The organism is Dyella sp. SG562 (assembly GCF_011759495.1).
GTDB lineage: Bacteria > Pseudomonadota > Gammaproteobacteria > Xanthomonadales > Rhodanobacteraceae > Dyella_D > Dyella_D marensis.
This window is the reverse complement of the sequence record NZ_JAAOYS010000004.1, coordinates 94,896-118,675: the sequence shown is the minus strand read 5'-3', so window position 1 is coordinate 118,675 and position 23,780 is coordinate 94,896. Positions and strand designations below refer to the sequence as shown.

Annotated in this window: 15 protein-coding genes and 1 tRNA gene; 3 read left to right on the top strand and 13 right to left on the bottom strand. The window is 66.3% G+C overall.

The window, feature by feature from the left end; genetic code table 11:
• Positions 1–10: 10 nt before the first annotated feature.
• From FHW84_RS09800 to FHW84_RS09790, 3 genes are all read right to left on the bottom strand, one after another.
• Positions 11–1,138 carry a Fic family protein gene (locus FHW84_RS09800; protein ID WP_167254917.1) on the bottom strand — a complete coding sequence of 376 codons (1,128 nt, stop codon included), beginning with the start codon at positions 1,136–1,138 and terminating at the stop codon, positions 11–13.
• A gap of 156 nt (positions 1,139–1,294) precedes the next feature.
• A tRNA-Arg gene (locus FHW84_RS09795) sits at positions 1,295–1,371 on the bottom strand.
• A gap of 147 nt (positions 1,372–1,518) precedes the next feature.
• Positions 1,519–3,417, bottom strand: coding sequence for a M61 family metallopeptidase (locus FHW84_RS09790; RefSeq protein WP_167254915.1), 1,899 nt, complete (start codon positions 3,415–3,417; stop codon positions 1,519–1,521).
• Between the two features lie 269 nt (positions 3,418–3,686).
• Between FHW84_RS09790 and FHW84_RS09785 the strand changes: the two genes are divergently transcribed.
• Complete coding sequence (locus tag FHW84_RS09785) at positions 3,687–4,280, top strand: outer membrane beta-barrel protein (protein WP_167254909.1); 594 nt, start codon at positions 3,687–3,689, stop codon at positions 4,278–4,280.
• Between the two features lie 76 nt (positions 4,281–4,356).
• Here FHW84_RS09785 and FHW84_RS09780 read toward each other — a convergent pair whose 3' ends face one another.
• The 9 genes from FHW84_RS09780 to FHW84_RS09740 form a co-directional block, all read right to left on the bottom strand.
• Complete coding sequence (locus FHW84_RS09780) at positions 4,357–6,261, bottom strand: M61 family metallopeptidase (protein WP_167254907.1); 1,905 nt, start codon at positions 6,259–6,261, stop codon at positions 4,357–4,359.
• A 597-nt stretch (positions 6,262–6,858) separates the two neighbouring features.
• On the bottom strand, positions 6,859–8,292 hold the full coding sequence (locus FHW84_RS09775; protein ID WP_167254904.1) for an amino acid permease: 1,434 nt from the start codon (positions 8,290–8,292) through the stop codon (positions 6,859–6,861).
• Between the two features lie 76 nt (positions 8,293–8,368).
• Entirely contained in the window at positions 8,369–9,613 is a 1,245-nt protein-coding gene (locus FHW84_RS09770; protein ID WP_167254902.1) for a sterol desaturase family protein, read from the bottom strand.
• A complete protein-coding gene (locus tag FHW84_RS09765) occupies positions 9,610–10,302 on the bottom strand; it encodes a lysoplasmalogenase (RefSeq protein WP_243868056.1) in 693 nt (230 codons plus the stop codon). The genes FHW84_RS09770 and FHW84_RS09765 overlap by 4 nt, the downstream gene beginning before the upstream one ends.
• A gap of 293 nt (positions 10,303–10,595) precedes the next feature.
• Complete coding sequence (locus FHW84_RS09760) at positions 10,596–12,875, bottom strand: TonB-dependent receptor (RefSeq protein WP_167254898.1); 2,280 nt, start codon at positions 12,873–12,875, stop codon at positions 10,596–10,598.
• Positions 12,876–13,249: 374 nt separating this feature from the next.
• Complete coding sequence (locus FHW84_RS09755) at positions 13,250–14,578, bottom strand: ectonucleotide pyrophosphatase/phosphodiesterase (RefSeq protein WP_167254897.1); 1,329 nt, start codon at positions 14,576–14,578, stop codon at positions 13,250–13,252.
• A gap of 64 nt (positions 14,579–14,642) precedes the next feature.
• Complete coding sequence (locus FHW84_RS09750; protein WP_167254896.1) at positions 14,643–15,737, bottom strand: glycerophosphodiester phosphodiesterase; 1,095 nt, start codon at positions 15,735–15,737, stop codon at positions 14,643–14,645.
• Between the two features lie 387 nt (positions 15,738–16,124).
• Positions 16,125–18,389 carry a TonB-dependent receptor gene (locus FHW84_RS09745; RefSeq protein ID WP_243868066.1) on the bottom strand — a complete coding sequence of 755 codons (2,265 nt, stop codon included), beginning with the start codon at positions 18,387–18,389 and terminating at the stop codon, positions 16,125–16,127.
• 179 nt (positions 18,390–18,568) lie between these two features.
• The gene (locus FHW84_RS09740; RefSeq protein WP_167254894.1) at positions 18,569–19,354 is read right to left on the bottom strand and encodes a helix-turn-helix transcriptional regulator; all 786 of its coding nucleotides are present in this window, start codon (positions 19,352–19,354) and stop codon (positions 18,569–18,571) included.
• Between the two features lie 97 nt (positions 19,355–19,451).
• Here FHW84_RS09740 and FHW84_RS09735 point away from each other — a divergent pair, with 97 nt between their 5' ends.
• Entirely contained in the window at positions 19,452–20,492 is a 1,041-nt protein-coding gene (locus FHW84_RS09735) for a DUF1501 domain-containing protein (RefSeq protein ID WP_167255397.1), read from the top strand.
• 518 nt (positions 20,493–21,010) lie between these two features.
• Positions 21,011–21,307: a hypothetical protein gene (locus FHW84_RS09730; RefSeq protein WP_167254893.1), complete on the top strand. Its 297-nt coding sequence runs from the start codon at positions 21,011–21,013 to the stop codon at positions 21,305–21,307.
• 116 nt (positions 21,308–21,423) lie between these two features.
• Here the strand turns inward: FHW84_RS09730 and FHW84_RS09725 are convergent, their stop codons facing one another.
• On the bottom strand, positions 21,424–23,169 hold the full coding sequence (locus FHW84_RS09725; protein WP_167254892.1) for an alkaline phosphatase: 1,746 nt from the start codon (positions 23,167–23,169) through the stop codon (positions 21,424–21,426).
• Between the last annotated feature and the right edge of the window lie 611 nt (positions 23,170–23,780).

The following is a 23,780-nucleotide window of genomic DNA, read 5'->3' as shown; positions in this document are numbered from 1 at the left end:
CCGGCGAAGCTCAGTGCTTCACGTGATAACGCGTACTGCGGCCGCCGCCCGGCAGGCGCTCCAGGTAACCCTTCTCGACCAGGTCGGCCAGGTGGCGCGTGGCGGTGGCCTTGGACACCTTGGCTACCACTTGGTATTTCGACGCGCTGATGCCCTGCTCGAAGCCGCGCTCGCCGCCATCGAGCAGGCGATTGAGCACCTTGAGCTGTTCCGGCAACAGGCCCTGGTACGAGTGCTGCAGCCAGAAGCGCGCCTTGTCCAGCACGCGGTCGATGCGCTGCAGAGCCTCGTTCAAGCTGTGCTGCAAGGTGGCGAGAAACCACCGCAGCCACGGCGTGACGTCCAGCGTGGCCTTCTGGCTGGTTTCGAGCACGTGGTAGTAGCCGGCGCGGTCGGCCAGGATGCTGGCCGACATGGTGTAGAAGCGGATCGCCTGATGTTCGGCCTGCGCCAGGGCCAGGTCGGTGATGGCGCGGGTCAGGCGGCCGTTGCCATCGTCGAACGGATGCAGGGTGACGAACCAGAAGTGCGCCAGCCCGGCGCGCAGCAAGGGATCGAGCGCGGCGTCGCCGCGGCTGCTGTTGAACCAGGCCAGGAAGGCATCGAGCTGCACCTCCAGGCCGGCGCGGGGCGGCGCTTCGAAATGCACGATCGGCCGGTCGAGCCGGCCGGATACCACCTGCATCGGCTCGTCGCCGCGCAGGCTGCCCACGCGGATGGGCCGTGCGAGCAGCGAATCCTGCTGCGCGAACAGCCAGGCATGCCAGTCGAACAGGCGCTGCGCGGTCAATGGCTCGCGATAGCGCTGGGTCGCGTCGAGCATCAATTCGGCCAGGCCTTCGCTGCGCGGGGTGGTGGCCGCTTTCGCGTCCTGCACTACGCCCAGCCGCCGCGCGAGCGAGGAGCGCACCGAGGCCACGTTGAGGCGCTCACCCTCGATCGCCGAGGAAGTGATGATGTTCTGCAGCAGGGTGTCGAGTTCCCCTTCGACCTGTTCGTCGCCCGCGATCGCACCGGCCATGCCGAGCAGGCGGCCCTGCAGCTGCTGGCAGGAGCGCAGCAGGGGCGCCAGCGTCCTGGCGTGCCAGCGGAAGGTGGGCCAATCCGGCTGTTGCCAGATCCAGCGGGGGTGATCCATGCGGCGGACTCCCAAGGGGGTGAGCCGATTACGCCACTTAATCGGCTCACGGAATGAGCCGATTATGGTCGATATTCGGCTCACACGCCATGGGGCACCGCAGGGCCACGGCACCTGCGGCGCGACGGTATCGCGTTGCTTTTGATTCAAGGGAAATGGCGCGCCCGGAGGGATTCGAACCCCCGACCAATGGCTTCGGAAGCCACTACTCTATCCGGCTGAGCTACGGGCGCGTGGTGCGGCGAGGCCGCCGGCGGCCTGTCGGGCGGCGGCGGAGCGCGGAGTATAGCGGCTTGGGGCCATGCGTGCGACGAGGGCGGCCGATAACGAAAAGGCCCGCCTTGCGGCGGGCCTTTCGTAGCGTGAGCCCGATGGATCGCTCAGCGCGCCTTGAGCAGCTCCGAGAGCTGGTCCGGCTTGCCTTCGATGCGCTCCAGGTGCGGGTACTTCAGGCCGTCGTGGTAGTCGATGCGCAGGGTCTGGTACTGATCGAAATTCTTCACCAGCAGTTCGACCGGCTTGCTCTTGTCCTTGGCCGCTTCGGTCACCGCGTCCTTGACGGCGTCGCTGGAGAACTCCTTGCCGTTCACCGCCACGATCTTCATGCCCGGCGACAGGCCGGCCTTGAAGGCGGGGCCGTCCCACAGCACGTCCATGATGTCGCCGCCCTTGCCCAGCGACACGCCCAGCGAATACACCAGGTTGGCGCCGCCGAAGCGGGCCTCGGCCGCCTTCACCACCGGCGAGGGCTTGTCGTTGTAGACCAGCTTCCAGCCGTGCGCCTCGATGCCGCCGATCAGCGGGCCGTGGCCGTCAAGGCGCTCGCGCAGGTAGCTGGCCCAGTCGAACGGCTGGATGTCGTTGAGCGTCTTCACCACGTCCTCGAAGGTGTAGGTGTTGACCGCCCACTCGCCATTGTTCATGCCGAAGAAGGCCTTGCCGAAATCGTCGATCGACTTCTTGTTGCCCGACAGCGAACGCAGCTTGCCGTCCACTTCCAGCCAGATCATCTGGCCGCCGGAGTAATAGTCCTCGCTCATCTGGTAGTTGCGGTAGGGCAACGGCCGGCGCTGCGCGATGATCGGATCGTTGGTGGTGTCCTGGATATTGCGCCACTGCTGCAGGCCCGGACGGCCCTTGTCGTAGTTGGCGGCGACGTTGGCGAGCATGTCGCGCGCCTCTTCCGGCTTCCACAGGCCCGAGCGCGCGGCCATCACATAGCCCCAGAACTGGGTCTGGCCTTCGTACACCCACAGCAGGCTGTCCTGCATCGGCACGTTGAAGTTCGGCGTGGACAGATCCGCGCCGCGGCGGTACTTGCCGTCCCAGGAGTGGTTGAACTCGTGCGGCAGCAGATCGCGCGCCAGCACGTTCTTGTCCCACTCGGTGAAGTAGCCGGGGCCCACGCCGTTCTCGCTGGAGCGGTGGTGCTCCAGGCCGTTGCCGCTCATCTTGTCGCTGAGCGAGAACAGGAAGTCGTAGTGGTTGTAGTGGTGCGCGCCGTACATCTTGTACATCTGCTGCACCAGGTTCTGATGCGCCTTCAGCTGTTCCGGCTTGATTTCCAGGTACTTCGGGTCATCGGCCACGATGTTGAGGAACACCGGCGTCTTGGCACCCGGGTCCAGGTCCACGCGCTTGAAGTACTTGCCGGCGTAGATCGGCGAGTCGACCAGGTCGTCGAACTTGATCGGCTTGAAGGTCACCGTATCGCCGTCGCGCGAAGCCTGCTCCAGCGCGGTGCCGAACTGCCAGCCGGCCGGGAACTTCACGCTGGCCTCGGCCTGGATGCGGGCGGCGACATAGCCGGCCGGATACAGCGTGACCGTATTCCACTGCACGTTGAGCATTTCCGGCGTCATCACCACGCGGCCCTGGCGGGTGTCCTGCGGGGAGAGGAACTGGAATTCCACGTCCACGCTGCTGGCGCCCTGCGGCACCTCGACGTGGAAGGCGTAGACGTTGAGCGGATCGCGCGTCCACTTCAGCTCCTTGCCGTTGGCCGACACCTTCAGGCCCGCCAGCTTGTCGATCGGGCCGGACGGCGAATGGTTGCCCGGCAGCCACTGCGGATACAGCAGGGTCAGCGGGCCGGGCTGCGCCGGCACCGATTCGCGCACGCGGAAGATGCGGCGGGCGATGTCGGTGGCATCCACGCTCACCTTGAGCGTGCCGTTGAACGGCACGTCCTGCGGCGCCGGGACGTCGGCTTGAACAGCGAAGCCGCACAGGCCGAAGCCCGCGGCGAGGATGGCGGAAGCGAGGCGCGAAGCTTTCAAAACGGTCTCCTGATGGCAGACGCGCAACGCCCATGGGCGGACGTTGAACGGAATATGACCGTCCGATGCTAGACCGCGGCGGCATGCCGCACCCCCTGCCAGAGGTCATGCGGCAGGCTGAACCATGCCTTGCTTCAAATCCCGCCGGGGGTTTGGAAATGTAAAAACGCCCTTATCCTTCGTGGCCCGCGCTACCCCACGCGGGCCGCAGCGACGATTTCCCCCTCAGATCGCGCCGCGGAAAACCCAAAAAGAAAATGGAGTTCTCCATGAACAAGCTTCTGCTCTCGGCCGTGCTGGCCGCTGCTGCCCTGTCCCCGTTCGCTGCCCAGGCCGATGACGCCGCCAGCAGCAACCAGCTCAACAACTTCTTCGTGACCGGCAACCTCGGTCAGAGCAACTACCGCGTGGGCGGCCTGTCCGACAAGTCGGACGTGTTCCAGAGCGTTCGCTTCGGCTGGCGCTGGAACAACATCGTCGGCGCCGAAGCCGGCTACACCTCGCTGGGCCAAGCCAAGCAGTACATCGGCCCGGTCACCGTCGGCTTCCAGCCGAAGGCCGTGATCCTCGGCGTGAACGCCAAGTACGGCTTCTACGGCAACTGGTTCGTCACCGGCCACGGCGGCTACCTGCGTTCGCGCACCACCGCCAGCACCACCTACGGCGACCTGCGCGCCACCGAGAAGAGCTGGAACAACGGCTGGTACGCCGGCGTGGGCGTGGGCTACAACGTAACCGACAACGTCGCGCTGGCGCTCAACTACGACAACTACCGCGTGAAGTACGGCCGCGCCGGCGCCAGCCAGTCGCAGGCCAACGTCAACGTGGCGGCCTACTCGGCGTCGATCGAGTACCGCTTCTAAGCGCAGCTTTTCGCGCAGGCAACAAAAAAAGGGCGCCCCAGCGGGCGCCCTTTTTCTTTTCACCATGCAACGCGGGTTACTTCAGCGGCGCGGCAATCTGTCCCAGCCGGTCTGCCCCGCTTGCGCGCGTGAGGTGCGGATAGCGCAGGCCGTCGCGGTAGTCGATCGATACGGTCTGGAAGAACTCGTTGTTCTTCACCAGCAGCTGGATCGGCGTGCCCTTGTCCTTGGCCGCCTTGATCGCGTCCTTCAGCCCGTCGGCCGAGTAGTCGCGCCCGTTTACCGCGACCAGCTTCAGCCCCGGCACCAGGCCCGCCTTGAACGCCGGCCCGCCCCATTGCACGTCGGTGACCTTGCCTTCGCGGTTGAGCGCCAGGCCCATGCCGTACAGCAGGTTGACCGAATGGCGCACGCTCTCCATCGCCTTCTGCATGGACGAGGGCTGGTCGTTGTATTCCAGCTTCCAGCCCGCCTGCTCCACGCCCTGCTCGGGCAGCTTGTCGCCCGTGTAGTCCAGGCGCTCGTGCAGGAACTTGGCCCAGTCGTAGGGCTGCACCTTGTTCAAGGTGGCCACCACGTCGTCGAAGGTGTAGGTCAGCGGCACCTGGCTGCCATCCTGCACGCCGTGGAAGGCGCGCACGAAATCGTCCAGCGAACGCTTGCCGCCGCTGAGCTCGCGGATGCGGCTGTCCGCCTCCAGCCACAGCAGGGTGCCTTCCGGGTAGTAGTCGACGCCGCGCATGCGGTTGGCCCAGCGCGAACCCTGCGAGGAGGTGAGCTGCACCGCGTCGGCGGTGTCCTGCAGCGAACGCCACTCGCGGCCGGTGCGGTTGACCATCGCCGCCTGCGTCTCGGCGATCCAGTCGCGGTACTGCTCCGCCGTCCACATGCCCGAGCGCGCGGTCAGCACCTCGCCGTAGTAATTGGTGAGGCCTTCGTAGACCCACAGCAGATCGCCCTGCATCGGCACGTTGTAGTTCGGCGTCCACAGGTCGTGCGGCCGCCGGAACTTGCCGTTCCACGAATGCACGAATTCGTGCGGCAGCACGAAGGCGGCCGACAGGTACATGTTGTCGTCGGTCAGGAAGGCCGGCGGCAGGCGGTCATCGCTGGACTGCTGGTGTTCCAGCCCGAACGAGCCGTTGTGGTCAGACAGCGTCAGCAGGAAATCGTAATGCGCGTAATGCCGCGCCCCGAACAGCTTCACCGCCTGCACCGCCAGCGCCTTGTGCTGCGCCTCCTGCTTGTCGCTGAGCTTCAGATTGCCCGGGTCGTCGGCGACGATATCCAGATACACCGGCCCCTTGGCATCCGTGCTCAGCTGCACGCGCTTGAAGTATTCCCCCGCCACCAGCGGCGAATCCACCAGCTTCTCCAGGCTGACCGGCTTGAACGCCACCTGCGCGCCGCTCTGCCCGCTCACCTCCAGCGCACTGGCGAATTTCCAGTCGCGCGGCAGGGTCACCGTGGGCTGCACCTCGATGCGGCTGGCGTAGTAGCCGGCCGGATAGAACAGCACCTGGTTGAATTCGATATCCACCAGCTTCGGCGTGGCCGACCCGGTGGCGCCATACAAGCCGCCGCCCTCTTCCCCCGGCGCCAGGAACTGGAAATCCAGCTGCAGGCTGCTGGTGCCTTCGGGCACATCCAGGTTCAACGAGAACATATCGCGCAGATCGCGCCGCCACGGCAGCTGCTTGCCGTTGGCCGTAATCACCAGGCCACTGACGTTGTTGATCGGCCCCGACGGAATGTGCTCGCCCGGAATCCACTTCGGGTAATACAAGGTGAGCGGCCCCGGCTTGACCGGAATGGTCTGCGCGACCCGGTAGATGCGCTTGGGCGCATCGGTGACATCCACCTTGAGCGTCAAGGTCCCCGGATAAGCCTGATCCACCGGATCCGCCACCTGCGCCTGCGCCAGCGGCACCGCGCCCAAAGCCAACGCAACCGACCAGCCCAGCAACGTCCTGGCGAACATACGGCGTCTCCCCTTCGGTGAGTAATGCCCCGGGATGCTAGGCCGATGCGATCGCCACACCGCATGCCAGAGGTCATGTGAAAAGCGGCCTCACGCGCGGCTTCAGCGCCCGACATGGCGCGGCGCACGAAGGTGTCGGATTGGGTCTGCCTGCGGCTCCCCCAACCTATGCCAGCGCCTCGAGATTGAACGGTGCGCTCCGCCCGGCCCCTCACCCCGCCCTCTCCCCGGAGGGGAGAGGGAGAAGTGGGGTGGTGTCGCATACAGGAACGAAGAGCAAAAGCTGGCCTCGATTCTTGAACATCCTCTCGGCCACGGCACGTTGAAGCAGCCGTTACGTAAACGCACTGATGTTTCGTGTAGACCCAGGTTAATCAAGTTACCGCAGCCGTCCACTGCTCCTTCTAGTCGCGTCGCGAGCCTTTGCTCTCAGGCTATTTCTCTTTGGTTACTTTCTCTTTGAGCCAGCAAAGAGAAAGTGACTCGGGCGCCGGCAGGCGTCCGAAATGCCCGCTGCATAAGCGGCCCATTCGCGTCACCGCGAACACCAGGCGATATCGCCACTGGATCCCGGCCTGCGCCGGGATGACGGACAAGTCAAGCCTTCTCCAGCTTGCTGTGATGCATCCCATAGAAGAAATAAACAGCCAGCCCAATAGTCACCCAAATCAAAAACACCTCCCAGGTAACCAACGGCAACTCCGCCAACAACCAAATCGAAAACGCGATCCCCACCACCGGCACCACCGGCACCCACGGCGTCCGAAACGACCGATGCAAATCCGGCTTCCGCTTCCGCAAAATCAACACAGAAGAACAAATCACGATAAACGCCGACAACACGCCAATATTGACCAGCTTGGCGACCTCCTCAATCGGCAACAGCCCCGCCACCAAGGCGGTGAACACACCGAGCACCACCGTCGGCCGATGCGGCGTCCCAAACCGCGGATGCGGCTTCGCAAACCACCCCGGCAGCAACCCATCGCGCGCCAGCGCAAACCAGATCCGCGTCGCCCCCAGCATGAAGGCGAACAGCACGCTGATCAGGCCGAACACCGCCGACACCGACACCGTCAGCGCCACCCAATGCAGCCCCAGTGCCTTGAACGCATCCGCCACCGGCGCATCGGTCTTCAAGGTGGTGTAGTGCGCGATGCCGGTCAGCACCATCGACACCGCCAGGTACATGGTCATCGAGATGCCCAGCGACAGCAGCACCGCGCGCGGCAGGTCGCGCTGCGGGTTCTTCGATTCCTCCGCCGCGGTGGTCAGCGTGTCGTAGCCGAACACCGCGAAGAACACCACGGCCGCCGCGGTCGCCACACCCTGGAAACCGAAATGGCCGACGCCATCGGGGCCGACGATGCGCTGCGGAATAAACGGCACCCAGTTCTCCGGCTTCACGTAGAACACGCCGACGCCGATCACCAGCGCCACCGCCGCGACCTTGATCGCCACCACCAGGGTGTTGAAGCGCGCGCCCCACTCGGTGCGGAAGATCAGCAGCGCCGACACGCCCAGCGTCACCAGAGCGGCCACCACGTTGAACACGTGGCCTTCGCCGGTGCCGATCGCGCCCTTGGCCCATACCGGCATGTCCACGCCGACACTGGCCAGCGCCGATTGCACATAGCCGGACCAGCCGATCGCCACCACCGCGACGATGAGCGCGTACTCCAGCAGCAGGTCCCAGCCGATCAGCCAGGCCGCCAGCTCGCCCAGCACCGCATAGCCGTAGGTGTAGGCGCTGCCGGTGACGGGGATCAGGCCGGCGAATTCCGCGTAGCACAGAGCCGCCGCGGCGCTGGCGATGCCGGCGATCAGGAACGAGATCGCCACCGCGGGGCCGGCGTTGAGCGCCGCCTGCTGGCCGGCCAGCACGAACACGCCGACGCCGATGATGCCGCCGATGCCGATCGCGGTGAGCTGCCACAGCCCGAGCACGCGGCGGAAGTCGCCGCGCTTGCCGACGTCCGCCTGCAACTGCTCGACCGACTTGTGGCGGATTAGCTTGCTGACCACGCTCATCGCTGGATATCCCACGCAAAGGAAGCGGCGATGATAGCGAATGCCCCCTGCCCCGCCATGCTGCGGGTGCGCGCGGTCAGGCGGGCTGGCGCGTACGCAGGCGGATGGTGGCGAGCGCGGCGGCGCTGCCCAGGCACAGCGCCACGATGGCCGGCGCCAGCGCCGGCGGCGCGGCGGCGGCGCCGAACCAGCCGCCGGTGATCACCGCGGCCAGCGCCGTCGCGGCCAGCCGCGCCGCTTCCAGCCAGCTGCCGGCGCGGCGGCCTTCCAGCAGCACGCCCAGCGCAGTGAGGCTGAAGAGCAGGAAGGCCGCATAGGCCAGCAGCGCGGAGGCCGGCATGCGCTTGGCCATGTCCAGGAACCACACGCCCATCAGCAGCAGCAGCGCGAACTGTGCGATGCCATAGGCGCCAAGGCCGCGCGGCAAGGCAGGCGCATAGCGCGGGCGGGCCATGTCGAAAGCCGGCTTGGGAAACCGCTCGGCCACGTCGGCCGGCCGCCAGCCCGGGGGCTTCAGCCACACCAGCAGCTTGTCGCGCCAGCGCCGCGCATGCCATGCGTCCTTGGCCGTGGCCCAGTACACCTCGGCATTCGCCCACAGCGGATTCCAGCTGCGCAGCGGCGCGCGCGTGCCGTACACCGGCGGGTCGCTGTCGTCTTCCTCGATAAAGGTGCCGAACAGGCGGTCCCACAGAATCAGGATGCCGCCGTAGTTGCGGTCGAGGTAACGCTCGTTCACCGCGTGGTGCGCGCGATGGTTCGACGGCGAGCAGAACACGCGGTCGAACCAGCCCAGCCGCCCCACCAGCTCGGTATGCACCCAGAACTGGTACAGCAGGTCGATCAGCGCCACCACCGCGAACACCTCCAGCGGGTAGCCCAGCAGCGCCATCGGCAGATAGAACAGCCAGCCCAGCAGCACGCCGCTGCCGGTCTGGCGCAGCGCGGTGCTGAGGTTGTAGTCCTCGCTCTGGTGATGCACCACGTGCGCGGCCCACAGGATGTTCACCTCGTGCCCGGCGCGGTGCAGCCAGTAATAGAGGAAGTCGTACAGCAGCAGGCCGCTCACCCACACCCACCAGCGGTCGGCCGGCAGCGCCCAGGGCGCCAGGTGCGCGGCGCACCAGGCGTAGATGCCAAGGGTGAGCAGCTTGGAAAACACCGCGACGATCTGCGAGATCACGCCCAGCGACAAGCTATTGACCGCATCGCTGGCGTGGTACACGCGCCGGCCGCGCCACTTCGCCACCAGCAGCTCCAGCGCGATCAGCGCGAAGAAAGCGGGCGTGGCCCAGCCGATGATGACTTCTTGGGTGTTCACGCCAGCGCCGCGTCCTCCGGCGACGCACGCATCACCGAACGCGCCAGCAGCCACAGCGCGCCGAAGTAGCTGCCGAGTATCCACAGCGCCGCCAGCGGCAGGCTGATGCGGAAGCGGTTCCAGGCCAGCAAGGTGTCGCTGAGCATGAACAGGATCGAGCCCGCGCCGGCCAGCCAGGCCGGGTTCGCCAAGGCATCGCGGGTCAGCGCGTGGTACCAGGCGCGGCCCACCGCCTGTCCGCCCATCAGGGCCAGCACCAGGGTGTAGATCACGATCGGCAGGTGCAGCTCCACCGGCAGGGTGGGCCACAACGACCACATGCACAGCGCCGCATAGCCCAGGCAGATCAGCAGCGCGATCGGCCTGGCGCCCAGGCGCACGTCGCCGGTGAGCGCCACCAGAAAGCACAGATGCGCGAACAGGAAGGCCACCAGGCCTTCCACGAAAAGGTCCTGCGGCAGCATCAGCAAGACGTCGCCGACCAGGGCCAGCCCCAGGCCACCGAGCACCCAGGCGCGGTAGCGCGCCGAGATCGGCTCGCGCACGCGCCACGCCAGGGCAAATACCAGCCCGGTCGCCAGCGGCTTGCAGGCCCAGTGCAGCCACATCCACTGGCTGCCGTCCTCGGTGTCGGCCAGCATCGCGCCGGCAATGGCGCCCAGCGCCGACAACAGGACGCCAAGGGCCATCCAGCGGGGAACGGCTTGGATCGGAACAGCAGAAGAAATGGCGGCCATGCGGGCGGATCGGGCGGAGATACGCCGGCGATCATAAGTGGGGCGGGGCGTTCCCGGAATCGCTACTTTATTTTTCCCGGGTGCAGGTCGCGTTTGGGGCTGGGCGATGAGCCCCTCTCCCATCGGGAGAGGGGTTGGGGTGAGGGTACGGGCGGAGCGTAACGCTGCGCTCCGCCCGTACCCTCATCCGGCTGCCGCCACCTTCTCCCGAGGGGAGAAGGGTCCAACTTTGGAGGACTGACGGCTCAGAAGCGCAAGGTTGCCGTAAGCATCGCCGCGCGCGGCGCGCCCACCTGCATGGTGGCGAACTGGCCCTGCGGGTCGCTGGCCACGAAGCCGTTGGTGCCGATCGAGCCGAAGTACTTCTTGTCGGCCAGGTTGGTCACGTTGAGCGCCAGCTTCAGGTCCTGCACCACGCCGAGCTTGCCCACGTCGTAGGCGGCCGAGGCATTGAACAACCAGTACGAGGGCACCGCGCCGTCATTGATATAGGTGTAGTAGCGCTTGCCGGTGTAGTTGGCCGACGCGCGCAGGTCCCACGGACCGGACACCCAGGCCAGCTCGGTGAAGAACAGCTGCTTGGGGCTGTCCACCACGGTCTTGTCCTTGGTCGGCACCACCACGCCGCCGTCGACGTAATTGTCGTCGTAGCGCGAGCGGTTGTAGGACAGCGAGTTGCGCCAGCGCAGTTCCTGCGTGAGCTTGAAGTTCAGCGCCAGCTCCGCACCGCGGCTGCTCACCGAGCCGACGTTGGCGTAGGCGCTGGGGCAACCCACGATACCGCTGCAGCGCGAGATCGCCAGCAGGCGGTTGTCGAACTTCACGTCGTACAGCGCCAGCGAGGCCTCGTAGAAGTCGGACACCGCGCGCAGGCCGCCTTCGAAGGTGCGCGACTGTTCCGGCTTGAGCGAACGGCCGAAGGTGTCGAACGCCACCTGGGTGGTGGCCAGCGGGCCGGAGACGCCGGCCTGGAACGCGGCGATGTTCTTGGAGTACGAACCGAACAGCTCGTAGCCGCCGCCCAGCTGGTAGGCCGCGCCGATCTGCGGCAGGAAATTCTTCTTGGCCACCAGGTCGCCCGACGCATAGGCGCGCGCGGTGCCCGGCAGGTTGGTCGCTTCCACTTCGGTGCGCGGCGCCTTGAAGCCCACGTCCACGCTCAGGCGGTCGTCCAGGAAATGCATGCTGTCCTGCACGTAGAACTGGCGCGTGGTGGTTTCGTAGTGCTGGTAGAACAGGCGCAGGTTCGGGTTCTCGAGGAACTTGCGGTCGTCCACCGGGCCGGTGATGAAGTAGTAGTTGCGCTGCACGTTGTGGTTGCTGTCCTCGTACCACACGCCCGCTTCCAGGTGATGCGCGCCCAGGTCCCAGGTCAGCGCCGCGGTGCCGCCGGCGCGGTCGATGCCGTACTCGGTGGTGCGGATCGAGATCGGGGTTTCCTGCGCGGTGCCCGGGAAGGACGCCTGGTACGGCGTGAACCAGTGGCCCTGGCCGCGATCGTAGTGGTAGTAGCCGGTGGCCTTCAGGCGCACGCCCTCGGCCAGCGCGAAGTCGCCGAACAGGCTGGCGATGCGGTCCTTGCGCACGCCGCGGCCGGCGTAATAGGCGTCGTCGGCATTGGTCACGCCGCCGGTGTAGATGCCCTTGGCCGCATTCACCGCGCGGTTCCAGTCCGGCGCGTAGTTGTCCCAGTTCCAGCCCAGGCGATGCAGCATGTCCAGCGAGAGATCCTGGTAGTCGGTCTCGTCGCGGTCGGAGGTGGTCACCAGCGCGCCGATGCGGCTGTCGCCGAAATCGTAGGTGGCCTTGCTGTTGAACTGCATCTGCTCCTGGTCGCCGTCGCCCTTCCACTTGTTGACGTCGGAATAGGCGCCGGAGATGTACATGGCGAAGCCGTCGACATTGCCCGTGTCCAGGCGCACGAAGGTGCGGCGCGCCGCATCCGTGCCGAAGCCCTGCGCGAACTGCACGCCGTACTTGGGCAGCGGGTCGGACGAGTAGAACTGCACCGTGCCGCCGAGGTCGCTGGTCGACGCCGTGCCGAGCGCGCCGATGCCTTCGGCCAGTTCCGCGCTGCCGAGGTTCTCGGCGATCAGCGCGCGGCTGATGTGCAGGCCGTTGTTGTTGCCGTAGCTCATGTCGCCGAGCGGGATGCCGTCCAGCGTGAAGCCCAGGCGGTTCTGGTTGAAGCCGCGCAGGCTGAAGCGGGTCGACCACTCGTAGTTGCCGAACGGATCGGACGATTCGAAATGCACGCCCGGCTTGCCGGCCAGCACCTTCAGCGCGCTGGTGCCCGGCGGCAGGATCTTCACGTCTTCCACGGTGATGCGCTGCACCTGGCGCACTTCGCCCTGGCCGATCGCGGAGACCGACTCCAGCGTCTTGGCCTTGTCGGCGGCGGCATCGGCCGGCGCGGCGGGCGTGGTGTCGTTGTCGCCGGGAGCTGCGGCGGCCGTGCCGTGCAGCGCCGCGAACAGCGCGAGCGCGAGGCCGGTAAGGCGGATGGAACCCTTGCGGACTGACATGCGTACGTTTCCTTTGCGCAGCCGTTCCCCTCGCGGGGAGCCACGTCGACAGGTGGAACAGGTGAGTGGGAAAAAAGAACGGCTGCCCCTTCGGCGGACGCATCACCCCTTCGCGTCCTGAAGCTGCCCTGCAAGGACGACATGACGCGACCGCCAGCAGCCGTTGGTGTGCAAGCTTGCTGGGGATTTGTGAAATCGGATTTACATCTGCGTGTCAGTGGACGCGGATGTGCGTTGGCGCGGATTCCCGGCCCACGACAGGAATAGGGCGTAGGTTGGGGTGAGCCGCAGGCGAACCCCAACGATGCGGTGCATTGGGACGTGGCGATGTTGGGGTTCGCCTGCGGCTCACCCCAACCTACGCGGGCATGGCGTTATGGCGAGAACAACACCTTGCCCTGCGCCGCCGGCAACGCCACCCCCAGCGACTTCGCCAGCGTCGGCGCGATATCGCGCATGTCGATCGCACCGAGGTTCTTGCCCACCGGCACGCCCTTCCCTTCCACCAGGAACGTCGAGCGCATCATCGGCCACGCCGGGTCGTAGCCGTGCATGCCGCGGTAATGGCTGGGCGCCGGCAGCGGCGTGTCGGGCTTGATCGCCATCTCGTAGCCGGCCTTGAACAGCACGAACCACGAGGCCTGCGCCGTGCCGCCGCGCGCCACCGCCTGCGCATGATCGAGCACGCGCTCGATGCCGTACGCCGGATTGCCCTGCAGCTGCGCGAGCAGGCCCTGCACCTTGGCCACCGTCGCCGCGTCGCCCGGATCCTTCAGGACGATCGCCGCACTGCCGCCGTCGTTCCACGGCATCGCCTGCCAGTCGGCCACGGCGCCATCCTTCAAGGTGATCAGGCCGGCCTGGATAAAGGGCGCATAGAGATTCACGTCCTGCTGTACCGGCGCAAAGCCGTGATCGGATACCACCGCGATCACGCCATCCGGGTGCACGCGGCGCGCCGCCGCCACCATCTCGCCGACCAGGCCGTCGATGCGCTCCAGCGTGCGCTTCGATTCCGGCGTATCCGGGCCGCTGTGGTGCTGCTCGTGATCGAGCGAAGCCAGATACGCCGTCATGAAGGCGGGCTGGCGCTCCTCCAGCAGCTTCACCGCAAAGCGCGTGCGGTTCTCGTCGCCGGCCAGGGTCTCGTCGATGCCGTCGGCATAGGGGCCGAGTTCTTTCTCCAGTGCCGGCAGCAGGCCGGGCGTGGCCAGCGCGGCGAGCAGCTTGCGGTCGTCCGGCAGGCCGGTGCGCCAGATCTGCGGCAGGTTCCAGTCCACCTGCGCGCCCACGCTCACCGGCCAGTGCACGTTGGCGGTGCTCAGGCCCGCGGCATGCGCGGCGTCCCACAGCGTGGGCACGCGGATATCGCTGGCGTACCAGGCCCAGCCCTGCTGGTTCTTGTTGGTGGGGTCGAAGGTGAGATTGCCGGCGATGCCGTGCTTATCCGGCGATACGCCGGTCAGCAAGGTGGTGTGGCTCGGATAGGTCAACGTCGGCAGCACGCCGCGCACGTCGGTGGCGTAGCTGCCTTCGCTCATGAAGCGCTGCAGGTTGGGCAGCTTCAGGCCGTGCTGCGCGGCCTGCAGCACGTCGGCCGGGCGCAGGCCGTCGATCGAGATCAGCAGCACCGGTACCGCGTGGACCGGTGCGAGAAAAGCCAGGCCGAGCAGGCCGGCCGCGAAGCCACGTTGCAGACGCATGGAGTCACCGCGCAAGGAATGAACGGGCGAGTGAACCCGTTCGCGGTGACAGCGTGATGGCAGCTCAGCGACCGTCCACCGCTTTGCGGCCCAGTGCCGGGTCGTCGGTAAAGAAGGCATCGACGCCGGCATCCAGATAGGCGCGGATTTCCGCGATGGAACCGGCCTCGTTGAAGGTCTTCGGGTCGCTGCCCTGCCAGAAGTTCTTCGCCTGGAAATGGTTCTCCGGGCGGAACGTGTACGGGTGCAGCTCCAGCTTCGCCGCATGCGCGTCGTGCGCCAGCACGGTGGGCTGGCCCAGCGTGCCGTCCTTGTCGAGCGGGATGATGGCGCGGATGTTCGGGCCGATCGCGTCGGCATAGCCGGCGATCTCGCGCAGCCCGGCCGGCTTCATCATGTCGGCATAGGTGAGCTTGCCGCCCGCCGCCGCCACGTCGTACGGCTGCTCCTTCGGATCGTCCAGCAGCTGCAGCAGGCGCACGTTCGGATGGCTCTTGCCCAGCTTGCCGCGCAGGTAGCGCAGGTTGGCGATTTCGAAGGACTGGATCTCCACCGGCGCGGTGCGCGTGTAGCTGTGCGCGTCGAGGATGGCCAGCACGCGGTCTTCCATCGGCAGGCCGGCCTTCTGGAAATACGTGCCGTGCTTGATCTCGGGGATCAGGCCCACCGTGCGCCTTTGCGCGGCGGCTTCGGCAGCGACGAAATCGATGATTTCATCCAGGGTGGGAATCTGGAACTGCCCGTCGTATCTGGTGCCGCGGAATTCCGGCAGGCGCTCGCGCGCGCGCAGGGTTTTCAGTTCCGCCAGGGTGAAGTCTTCGGTGAACCAGCCGGTGACCGCGTGGCCGTCGACGGTTTTGGTCGTCTTGCGCCCGGCGAACTCCGGGTGTGCCGCCACGTCGGTGGTGCCGCCGATCTCGTTCTCGTGGCGCGCCACCGGCACGCCGTCCTTGGTCATCACCAGGTCCGGCTCGACGAAGTCGGCGCCGTCGGCGATCGCCTTGGCGTACGAGGCCAGGGTGTGCTCCGGCCGCAGCGCGCTGGCGCCGCGATGGCCCAGGACGAGGACCTTTGCAGCAATCGGTTTTTCGGCAGCGTGGATGGCGCAGGGCAAGGCCAGGCTCAAGGTGGCTAGGGCTAGCCAGCATAACGGTTTCATTGGGTGCTCCTGACCGGGCTAGTAACTCTACTTCCAGGAAAGAGTCCTTCTCCCTCCGGCGACCCGAAGGTAGTCGCCGTGGGAGAGAAGGTGGCGGCAGCCGGATGAGGGTACGGCCGGAGTCGTGCGCATCACTCTTGCGCTCCGCCCGTACCCTCACCCCAACCCCTCTCCCGGAGGGAGAGGGGCTCAGCGTCGTGGCGACCATCGACGCTGTGGTTTTCCTCGAGTCTTCAAGTTTGGAACCCTTCTCCCTCCGGGAGAAGGTGGCGGCAGCCGGATGAGGGTGCGGGCGGAGCGATGCACATCACTCTTGCGCTCCGCCCGCACCCTCACCCCAACCCCTCTTCCGGGGGGAGAGGGGCTCTACCGTACGGCATCGCTGGCTTAGAACTTCACATCCAACGTGAGGAAGCTCTGCCGCGGCGCACTCGCATGAAACGCCAGCTGCCGCCCGTTCGGATCGGTGTTGGCAAACGCCGTCAGGTTCGACGCATAGCGCTTGTCGGTCAGGTTGCTCACGTTGAGCGACAGCCGCACATCCTGCGCGAACCACGCCGCGCCGAAGTCGTAGCCGGCGCCGAAGTCGAACGAGGTATAGCCGCCGAAGCCCTGGTCGTTGGTGTAGGTGTAGTAGCGCGAGCCGGTGTACTTGCCGCGCAGGCTCAGGTTCCAGGGGCCGTAGGTCCAGGCGATCTCGCTGGCGAACATGCGCTTGGGCGTGTCCACCGTGACCTTGCCCTTGGTCGGCACCACCGCGCCGTTCTGCACGTAGTTGTCGTCATACGTGGAGCGGTTGAACGAGGCCGAGTTGTACCACTGGAAATGCTCGAACGGCTTCCAGATAAAGGTGAACTCCGCGCCGTGGCTGCTCACCGAGCCGACGTTGTAGAAGCGCGTGGCGCACGCCGCCGTGGTGCCCTGCTGGATGCTCGGGCAGGGGTTGAGCGAAAGCAGGCGGTTGTCGAACTTCACGTCGTACACCGCGGCCGATGCCTCGAACTCGCGCTGCACGATGCGGTAGCCGCCTTCGATGGTGCGCGACTGCTCGGGCTTGAGGTTGCCGCGGGTGGCGTCGAACGAGGCCTGCGTCACCAGCAGCGGGCCGCTGGCGCCGCCGCCCTGGAACGCGGCGATGTTCTTGGCGTACGACAGGAACAGCTCCTGGCCGGCATCGAGCTTGTAGCCCACGCCCACCTGCGGCAGCAGGTTCTTCTCGGCCTTCAGCGTGCCGTTGGCCACCGGCGCCTCGTAGTTGCCCGGCGCCTGGCGCGCGGTCATGGTCACGTGCGGGCTCTTCACGCCGATATCCACGCTCAGGCGGTCGTCCAGCAGCTTGAAGCTGTCCTGCAGATAGGCCTGGCGCGTGGTGATGGTGTAGGCCTGGTTGAACAGGCGGCGGTCCGGATCGCTCAGATAGGTGTCGTCGCTGATCGGGCTGCTGAGCGCGTAGGGGATGTAATAGAAGTTGCGCTCGACGTTGTGGTGGTTCTGCTCGTACCACACGCCGCCTTCCAGGTGATGGCTACCCAGGTCCCAGCCCAGCGACGCCAGCACGCCGTTGCGGTTGATCTTGTAGTTGGTGCTGCGGATCGAGATCGGCAGCTCCTGCGCCGTGCCCGGGTTGGACTTCTGGCCCGGCGACCACCAGTGGCCCTGGCCGGCATTCTCGTGGTGATAGACCTGCGCATGCACGGTCACCGCGTCGCTGGGATAGAAGTCGCCGGCGAGGTAGTACAGGTCGTCGCGGCGCAGCGCGCGGCTCTGGTAGTAGGCGTCGTCGATATTGTCCACGCCGCCGGAATAGCCGCAGCGCGCGTCCTTCACGCCCTTCACGGTGTAGGCCGGCGCGCAGTACGCCGCGGCCAGCGCGCGCTTCCAGTCCGGCGCGTACAGGTTCCAGTCCCAGCCCAGGCCGCGCGCCATGCCGCTCTTGGACAGATACGCGTAGTCGGCCTGCGAAGTGCGCGAGGTATCGGCGAAGGCGGTGATGCGGCCGCCGTCGAACTGGTACACCGCCTTGGCGTTGAACTGCTTGGTGGTGGTCGGCGATTCCGGCGGCGCCCACATGTCGGCGGTGGCGCGCACGCCCGACAGGTACATGGAGAAGCCGTGGAAGTCGCCCGTATCCAGGCGCAGATAGGTGCGGCGGTTCTGGTCGCTGCCGAAGGTCTGCGCGAAGCGGCCGCCGAAGGTCGGCAGCGGATCGGCGGAGAAATACTGGATGGCGCCGCCCAGGTTGCTGGTCGAGGCGATGCCTAAGCTGCCGATGCCCTGCGCCAGTTCGGCGCCGGCGGCGTTCTCGGCGATCAGCGCGCGGCTGATGTTCAGGCCGTTGTAGTTGCCGTAGGCGTTGTCGCCCAGCGGCAGGCCGTCCAGCGTGTAGCCCAGGCGCTGGCCGTTGAAGCCGCGCAGGCTGATGGTCTGCGACTCCTCGTTGGCACCGAAGGCGTCGTTGGACTGCACGTTCACGCCCGGCATCCGGTTGAGGATCTTCTGCAGGCTGGTGCCCGCGGGCAGCACCGCGACGTCCTTGGTGGTCACGCGCTGCACCTGGCGGGTTTCACCCTGGCCGATCACCGAGACGCCTTCCAGATTCTTGGCCGCGTCGGGCTTGGCGGTGGCGTCGGCGGTCGGCAGGTCCTCGGCCATGGCACCGTGGGACAAAGCGGCGAGCGCGACGGCGGTGGCCATCGCCAGCAGGTTCTTCTTCATGAGATGCAGAGCTCCAGGAGATCGGGGCGCCGCGCGTGGGGGCGCGGACGTTCAAATATCGTGAAGCGGGCAGATGTCGATTCTTTGACGATGGGATGACGGAGGCGCTGGCGCCGTCACAAAGCGGGCCGTCCCTCGACCTGGCGCAGGTATTCGGTGGGGCTGGCGCCGATGATGCGGTGGAACATGCTGCAGAACGCACTGCAGCTGGCATAGCCGGCCTCGCGCGCTACCGTCTTGATCGGACGGCCCAGGCTCATCTGGCTGATCGCCCGCGCCAGCCGCACGTGCTGGCGCCAGCGCACAAAGGACATGCGCAATTCGCTTTCGAACAGGCGCGCCAGCGTGCGGCTGCTGGCGCCGGCGCGCGCTGCCAGCTGTTCAAGCGTATCGGGCCGCGTGGCATCGTCGAGCAGGCGCTGGCAAGCCTTTTTCAGGCGCGGGTCCGCCGGCACCGGGATGCGGAACGGCGCTTCGTCCGCCTTCAGCAGCGCATGCAGCAGTAATGGCATAGCCAATTGCAAAGTGGACGCATCGCGTTCGCCATGCGCCTGCACCGCGGCCAGCACCAGCTCGCGCAGCAGCGGCGACACCGCCAGCACGCGGCAATGCGTGCCGAACGGCGCGCTGGTGGCGCGGTCGAGATAGAGCATGCGCACCGCCACGCGCCCTTCCATCAGGATCTCGTGCGGCATGCCGATCGGAATCCACAGCGCGCGCTGCGGCGGCACGATCCAGATGCCTTCGCGCGTGGTCACCTGCATCACGCCGCTGGCGGCGTAGATCAGCTGGCCGCGGCGATGCCGGTGCCTGGGCACGTGGCAGCCGCGCGGGTAGTCCTTGGCCAGCGCGGTCATCGGCCACGCGGTGGCGCGCTTTGCTGGCTGTCTGATTCGCGACACAGGATGGCTGCCGTTCGATGGATGGACAGGGCTAGCTTAAGTCTGTGCCCGCGGCACCCCGCGCCGCAACGGCTTTCCCCCACTAACGGCCACGCTTATGCCAACCCATTCCCCTTCCCGCCGCAGCCTGCTGAAGGCCGGCCTTGCCGCTGCCGGCGCATTGGCGCTCGGCCCCTTCGATGCCTTGGCATCGCCACGCGAGCGGCCGGCGCTGGTGGTGCTGTGGTTGAACGGCGGGCCGGCCGGCTTGTTCAACAGTGCCGATGCGTTTCTTGCCAACGGCGCGTTTGGCGTGACATCCGGCAATGTCCGCGCGCTGGGCAACGGATTGTATGTCGACGCCGCTTCGCTGGGCGCATTGCCGGCCGTCGCGCTCGCGCATATGGCAGCCGTGCCGTTCAAGCATGGGTTGTACAGCCACAACGATGCGCGCGTGGCGATGCTGCAAGCGGGGCCGCGCAGCCAGTTGCTGCGGATGGCTGCGGCCTTGCCGGGCAGTCCCCTGCCCTGCGCGATCGTCAACCGGCTCGGTCTTCCTGTGGGTGTTGCGTCCGATCCACCGGCGGAGCGCGGCGTCGCGTGGCAGCACGTGCGCCGCTTTGCCGATGCGGGGCTTGCTGCTGCCGAACGCGAAGATATTCGCCATGCGTATGGCGTGACTCCGAGGCTCTCGGCGGTGGAGGATCTGCCCGGCACGTTCGCGGCCGTCGAAGCGCTGGTCCGTGCCGATACGAGCGTGGTCTTCGCCCAGATCGCTTTCACCGGCCGCGAGGACAGGCAGTTCGATACGCATCACGACGATAGCGGCAAGCTGGCGCGGCAGATCATGGCGCCGATCACGCCGGGCCTTTCGGTATTCCTGCAGCGCATGCTCACCTTGCGCGGCCGCAATGTGGTGACGCTGCTGACCGGCGAGTTCAGCCGCACGCTGCCGGGCGCCGATCATGCGCAGGGCGGGACGGCGACGGTGATTGGGAAATATCTGAGAACGGGTTCCGCGGGACGGCAGCTGCCCGATGGTTCGCCATCGGAAAATTCTGCTGCGCCAGAGGCGCTATGGGCTTTTCTGGCCGCCGCCTTGCGCGTGGATGGCGCCGCAGCTTTCGGCACCCATCCACATTCGCAACTACTGATTTGAATTTTTCAGATTTCGACTAAAGACAAGGCGAGGTTGCCTTGCTAGTTTTGCAGGTGTTGTCCGCGGAGTGATTTCAAGCGCGTCGCGGACAACCATGGCAGCAATGTCGTGAGAGCGCGGGCCAAGGGTGTTTCGACCACCCCTGACCCGCTGACCATCACCAACTGAAGGAGAGTTGATCATGGCTGTGCCAGATCATACGTCACTCGTACGCCCGCCGATCCCCAGGGCGGCACATCCGCCGGCCCATGGGGCTGTCCGCCGTCTTCGCGGACACGGTTGAAGAACCGCGGACTTAAGAGTTTTCGCAGGTAATGAGTCCTAGCCGTGCAACCCGGCGCGTTGCTTCGTGCAACGGCGAAAGCGACTGAAGCCGCAACCCACTTCATCAATCAAGCCGCCCGGCGCCTGTGTTCCAGGTGGTCGGCCAGCCTCGAGTCCGTGTGGTCGCGGCACGTCGTGCTGTCCGGCGGCGTGCCGTTCTCGGAACGGGGGCGGCGCATGGCAAGGAGTTGCTTATGGATATCTATGGCGAAGCGTGGATCACACGCCACGTGGAGTATTTTTCGGATCCGGAGGCGGGGCCGGATGCGTTGTTGAACGATGCCACCGAATGGCTGTATTACGCGCATAACGCGATCCGGTGGCTGGCGGAACTGGCTGACGAACACGGCAGCGTGAATACGCAGCGCTTGCCGGTGATGCTGGAAAGCATCGCGGTGTTTATCGACATGGGGACGCGCTGCGCGACGCAGGCGCATTTGCGGATGCAGTGGTTGCAGGTACAGAGTGAGGCGGCACAGCCGCCTGCGTAGGTTGGGGTGAGCCAAAGGCGAACCCCAACGATGCGATGCGTACCCGCGTTGCCATGTTGGGGTTCGCCTGCGGCTCACCCCAACCTACCCGCTACCCGCCGGTGGTGTGGCGATCCTTACTTGACGCTCACCTGCTTCAACCAAGCCTCATACGTCGGCCGCTCCACCGGCACCCCCTCCGCATTGCAGCTCCCCAGCTTGCACAACTCCTCGCGCAAGCGCGGCGCGTTCTGCACGATCACATGGAAGATCGCGTTCTGCTCGATCTCCCCATGAAACGCCGCCGCGCCCGGACCATTGGCAAAGATCGCCACATCCTCGCCACCATGCGTCTCGCCCTTCAACGGTACGATCGACTCCTGCATGTAATCCGGCGCCGCCGTATCGACCTTGGTCAGATCCGGCCGGCCCTTCTTCGCCAGCGAGTACTCATTGGGATTGTGCGGATAACGCTTCGGCCCTTCCGGCTGCTTGTCGGTGGCGCCGGTATAGCCCGGGCCATTGGCAAACCCCAAGGTGGTGTACGGCTTGCCGGTGGCATCGCGCGCCAGCCCGGCGCCGCCTTCCTCGTCGTAGCTGTCGGTATGGCCCTGCACCAGCCCGAGGATGTCGTTGCCGCGCTTCGGGTAGCCGGCGAAGGTCATCGTATGCGCGTGGTCGGCGGTGACCACGATCAGCGTGTCCTTGGGATCGGTATGGGCAAGCGCCGCCGCCACCGCATCGGCCATCGAGATGGTCTCGTCCAGCGCACGGTAGGCATTGCCCGCATGCAGCGCATGATCGATACGGCCGCCTTCCACCATCAGGAAGAAGCCATTCGGATTCTGCTTGAGCACATCGATCGCCGCCGTGGTCATCTCGGCCAGACTCGGCTCGCCGGCCTTGTCCTGCGGGCGCTCATGCTCGTAGTTCATATGCGAAGGCTCGAACAGGCCGAGCAGGCGCGGCGTCTTCGACAGATCCAGCCCCTTGAGCTGCTGCTCGTTCCATACGTAGGCGCCGCCGGGATGCTTCGCCTTCCACTCCGCGATCAGATCGCGGCCATCCAGTCGCTGCCCCACTTTGTTCGCATATTCCGGATCGGTCTCGCCCGCCGGCATGAACTCGGTGCGGCCGCCGCCCATCGCCACGGTAAGCCCGTCGATGGCGGGAAAGTCGACCAGCTGCGCCGCGAAATCCTTGCAGCCCTGCGCTTTCGCCTGCGCGCTGAGCTCGGCATCCACTTCCCAGTTGCGCTCCGGCAGATGGCCATAGGTGGCCGCCGGCGTGGCGTGGGTGATGCGCGTGGTGGTCACGGCGCCGGTGCTCATGCCCGCGGCTGCCGCCAGTTCCAGCGTGGTCACCAGTTCCTGCCCCTTGCTGGCCGCGCAATCCTGCCGGCGCGGCACCTGCGAGATGCCGATATAGCCGGCGCGCGTCTTCACCCCGGTCATGATCGCAGTCATGGTGCCGGCGGAATCCGGCGTCTGCTGATCCGTCTCGTAGGTGCGGCTGAAGGCGCTGAACGGAAACTGCTCGAAGCTCAGCTTGTAGCTCTCGCCATCCACACCCTTGCGCTGACCGGCGCGCACGTGCGCGGCGGCGATGGTGGGGATGCTCATGCCGTCGCCGAGAAACACGATGACGTTCTTGGCGCGCTGGCCCTGGATGCTGGCCTGGGCGGAGACGTTGGCCGCTTGCGCGGCGCCGTTGCGGAACCACCATTGGGGGGTTTCGCCTTCGGGGCGCTTGATCTGCGGGACTTCAATCGCTGCCGCGGTGTGCTGTTGGGCTGGCGCGATGGGCTGGCTGGCGCAGGCGGTGATCAGCGCGCTGAGGGAGAGTGTCAGTGCGCGTTGCGCTAGCTTGGACGAATGGGTCATGGGTGATCTCTCGTCGGTGGGGCGGGTGCGGCAAGCCGCGGATGATAGCTCACGGGTGTGGGCTGTGATTCCGCCTTGTTCGTCATCCCGGCGTAGGCCGGGATCCAGTAGCGACTAGGTGGGGCTGTCGCGACTTGGCCGCTTATGCAGCGGGCATTTCGGACGCCTGCCGGCGCCCGAGTCACTTTCTCTTTGCTGGCCCAAAGAGAAAGTAACCAAAGAGAGAATGGCCTAAGAGCAAAGGCTCGCGACGCGACTAGAAGGAGCAGTGGACGGCTGCGGTAACCTGATTAACCTGGGTCTACACGAAACGACTTTGCGTTTGCGTAACGGGTGCTTCAACGTGCCGTGGCCGAGAGGATGTTCAAGAACTGACGCCCGCTTGAGCGGTGCGCTCTGCCTCAGCTTCTCAAGTTGAACCCCTTCTCCCCCTGGGAGAAGGTGGCGGCAGCCGGATGAGGGTTCGGGCGGAGCGCAACGTTACATCTGCCACGCCCGCGTAGCCCGCGTAGGTTGGGGTGAGCGTAGCGAACCCCAACGTGGCGAGGCGCGTGAAGGTGCGGGTGTTGGGGTTCGCCTGCGGCTCACCCCAACCTACGCCACGGCAAGAT

What these genes read in the sequence shown, in the direction of transcription:
- FHW84_RS09800 (WP_167254917.1), bottom strand. Translation starts at nt 1,138, where the DNA reads ATGGATCACCCCCGCTGGATCTGGCAACAGCCGGATTGGCCCACCTTC.
- FHW84_RS09785 (WP_167254909.1), top strand. Translation starts at nt 3,687, where the DNA reads ATGAACAAGCTTCTGCTCTCGGCCGTGCTGGCCGCTGCTGCCCTGTCC.
- FHW84_RS09780 (WP_167254907.1), bottom strand. Translation starts at nt 6,261, where the DNA reads ATGTTCGCCAGGACGTTGCTGGGCTGGTCGGTTGCGTTGGCTTTGGGC.
- FHW84_RS09775 (WP_167254904.1), bottom strand. Translation starts at nt 8,292, where the DNA reads ATGAGCGTGGTCAGCAAGCTAATCCGCCACAAGTCGGTCGAGCAGTTG.
- FHW84_RS09765 (WP_243868056.1), bottom strand. Translation starts at nt 10,302, where the DNA reads ATGGCCCTTGGCGTCCTGTTGTCGGCGCTGGGCGCCATTGCCGGCGCG.
- FHW84_RS09760 (WP_167254898.1), bottom strand. Translation starts at nt 12,875, where the DNA reads ATGTCAGTCCGCAAGGGTTCCATCCGCCTTACCGGCCTCGCGCTCGCG.
- FHW84_RS09755 (WP_167254897.1), bottom strand. Translation starts at nt 14,578, where the DNA reads ATGCGTCTGCAACGTGGCTTCGCGGCCGGCCTGCTCGGCCTGGCTTTT.
- FHW84_RS09750 (WP_167254896.1), bottom strand. Translation starts at nt 15,737, where the DNA reads ATGAAACCGTTATGCTGGCTAGCCCTAGCCACCTTGAGCCTGGCCTTG.
- FHW84_RS09745 (WP_243868066.1), bottom strand. Translation starts at nt 18,389, where the DNA reads ATGGCCGAGGACCTGCCGACCGCCGACGCCACCGCCAAGCCCGACGCG.
- FHW84_RS09735 (WP_167255397.1), top strand. Translation starts at nt 19,452, where the DNA reads ATGCCAACCCATTCCCCTTCCCGCCGCAGCCTGCTGAAGGCCGGCCTT.
- FHW84_RS09730 (WP_167254893.1), top strand. Translation starts at nt 21,011, where the DNA reads ATGGATATCTATGGCGAAGCGTGGATCACACGCCACGTGGAGTATTTT.
- FHW84_RS09725 (WP_167254892.1), bottom strand. Translation starts at nt 23,169, where the DNA reads ATGACCCATTCGTCCAAGCTAGCGCAACGCGCACTGACACTCTCCCTC.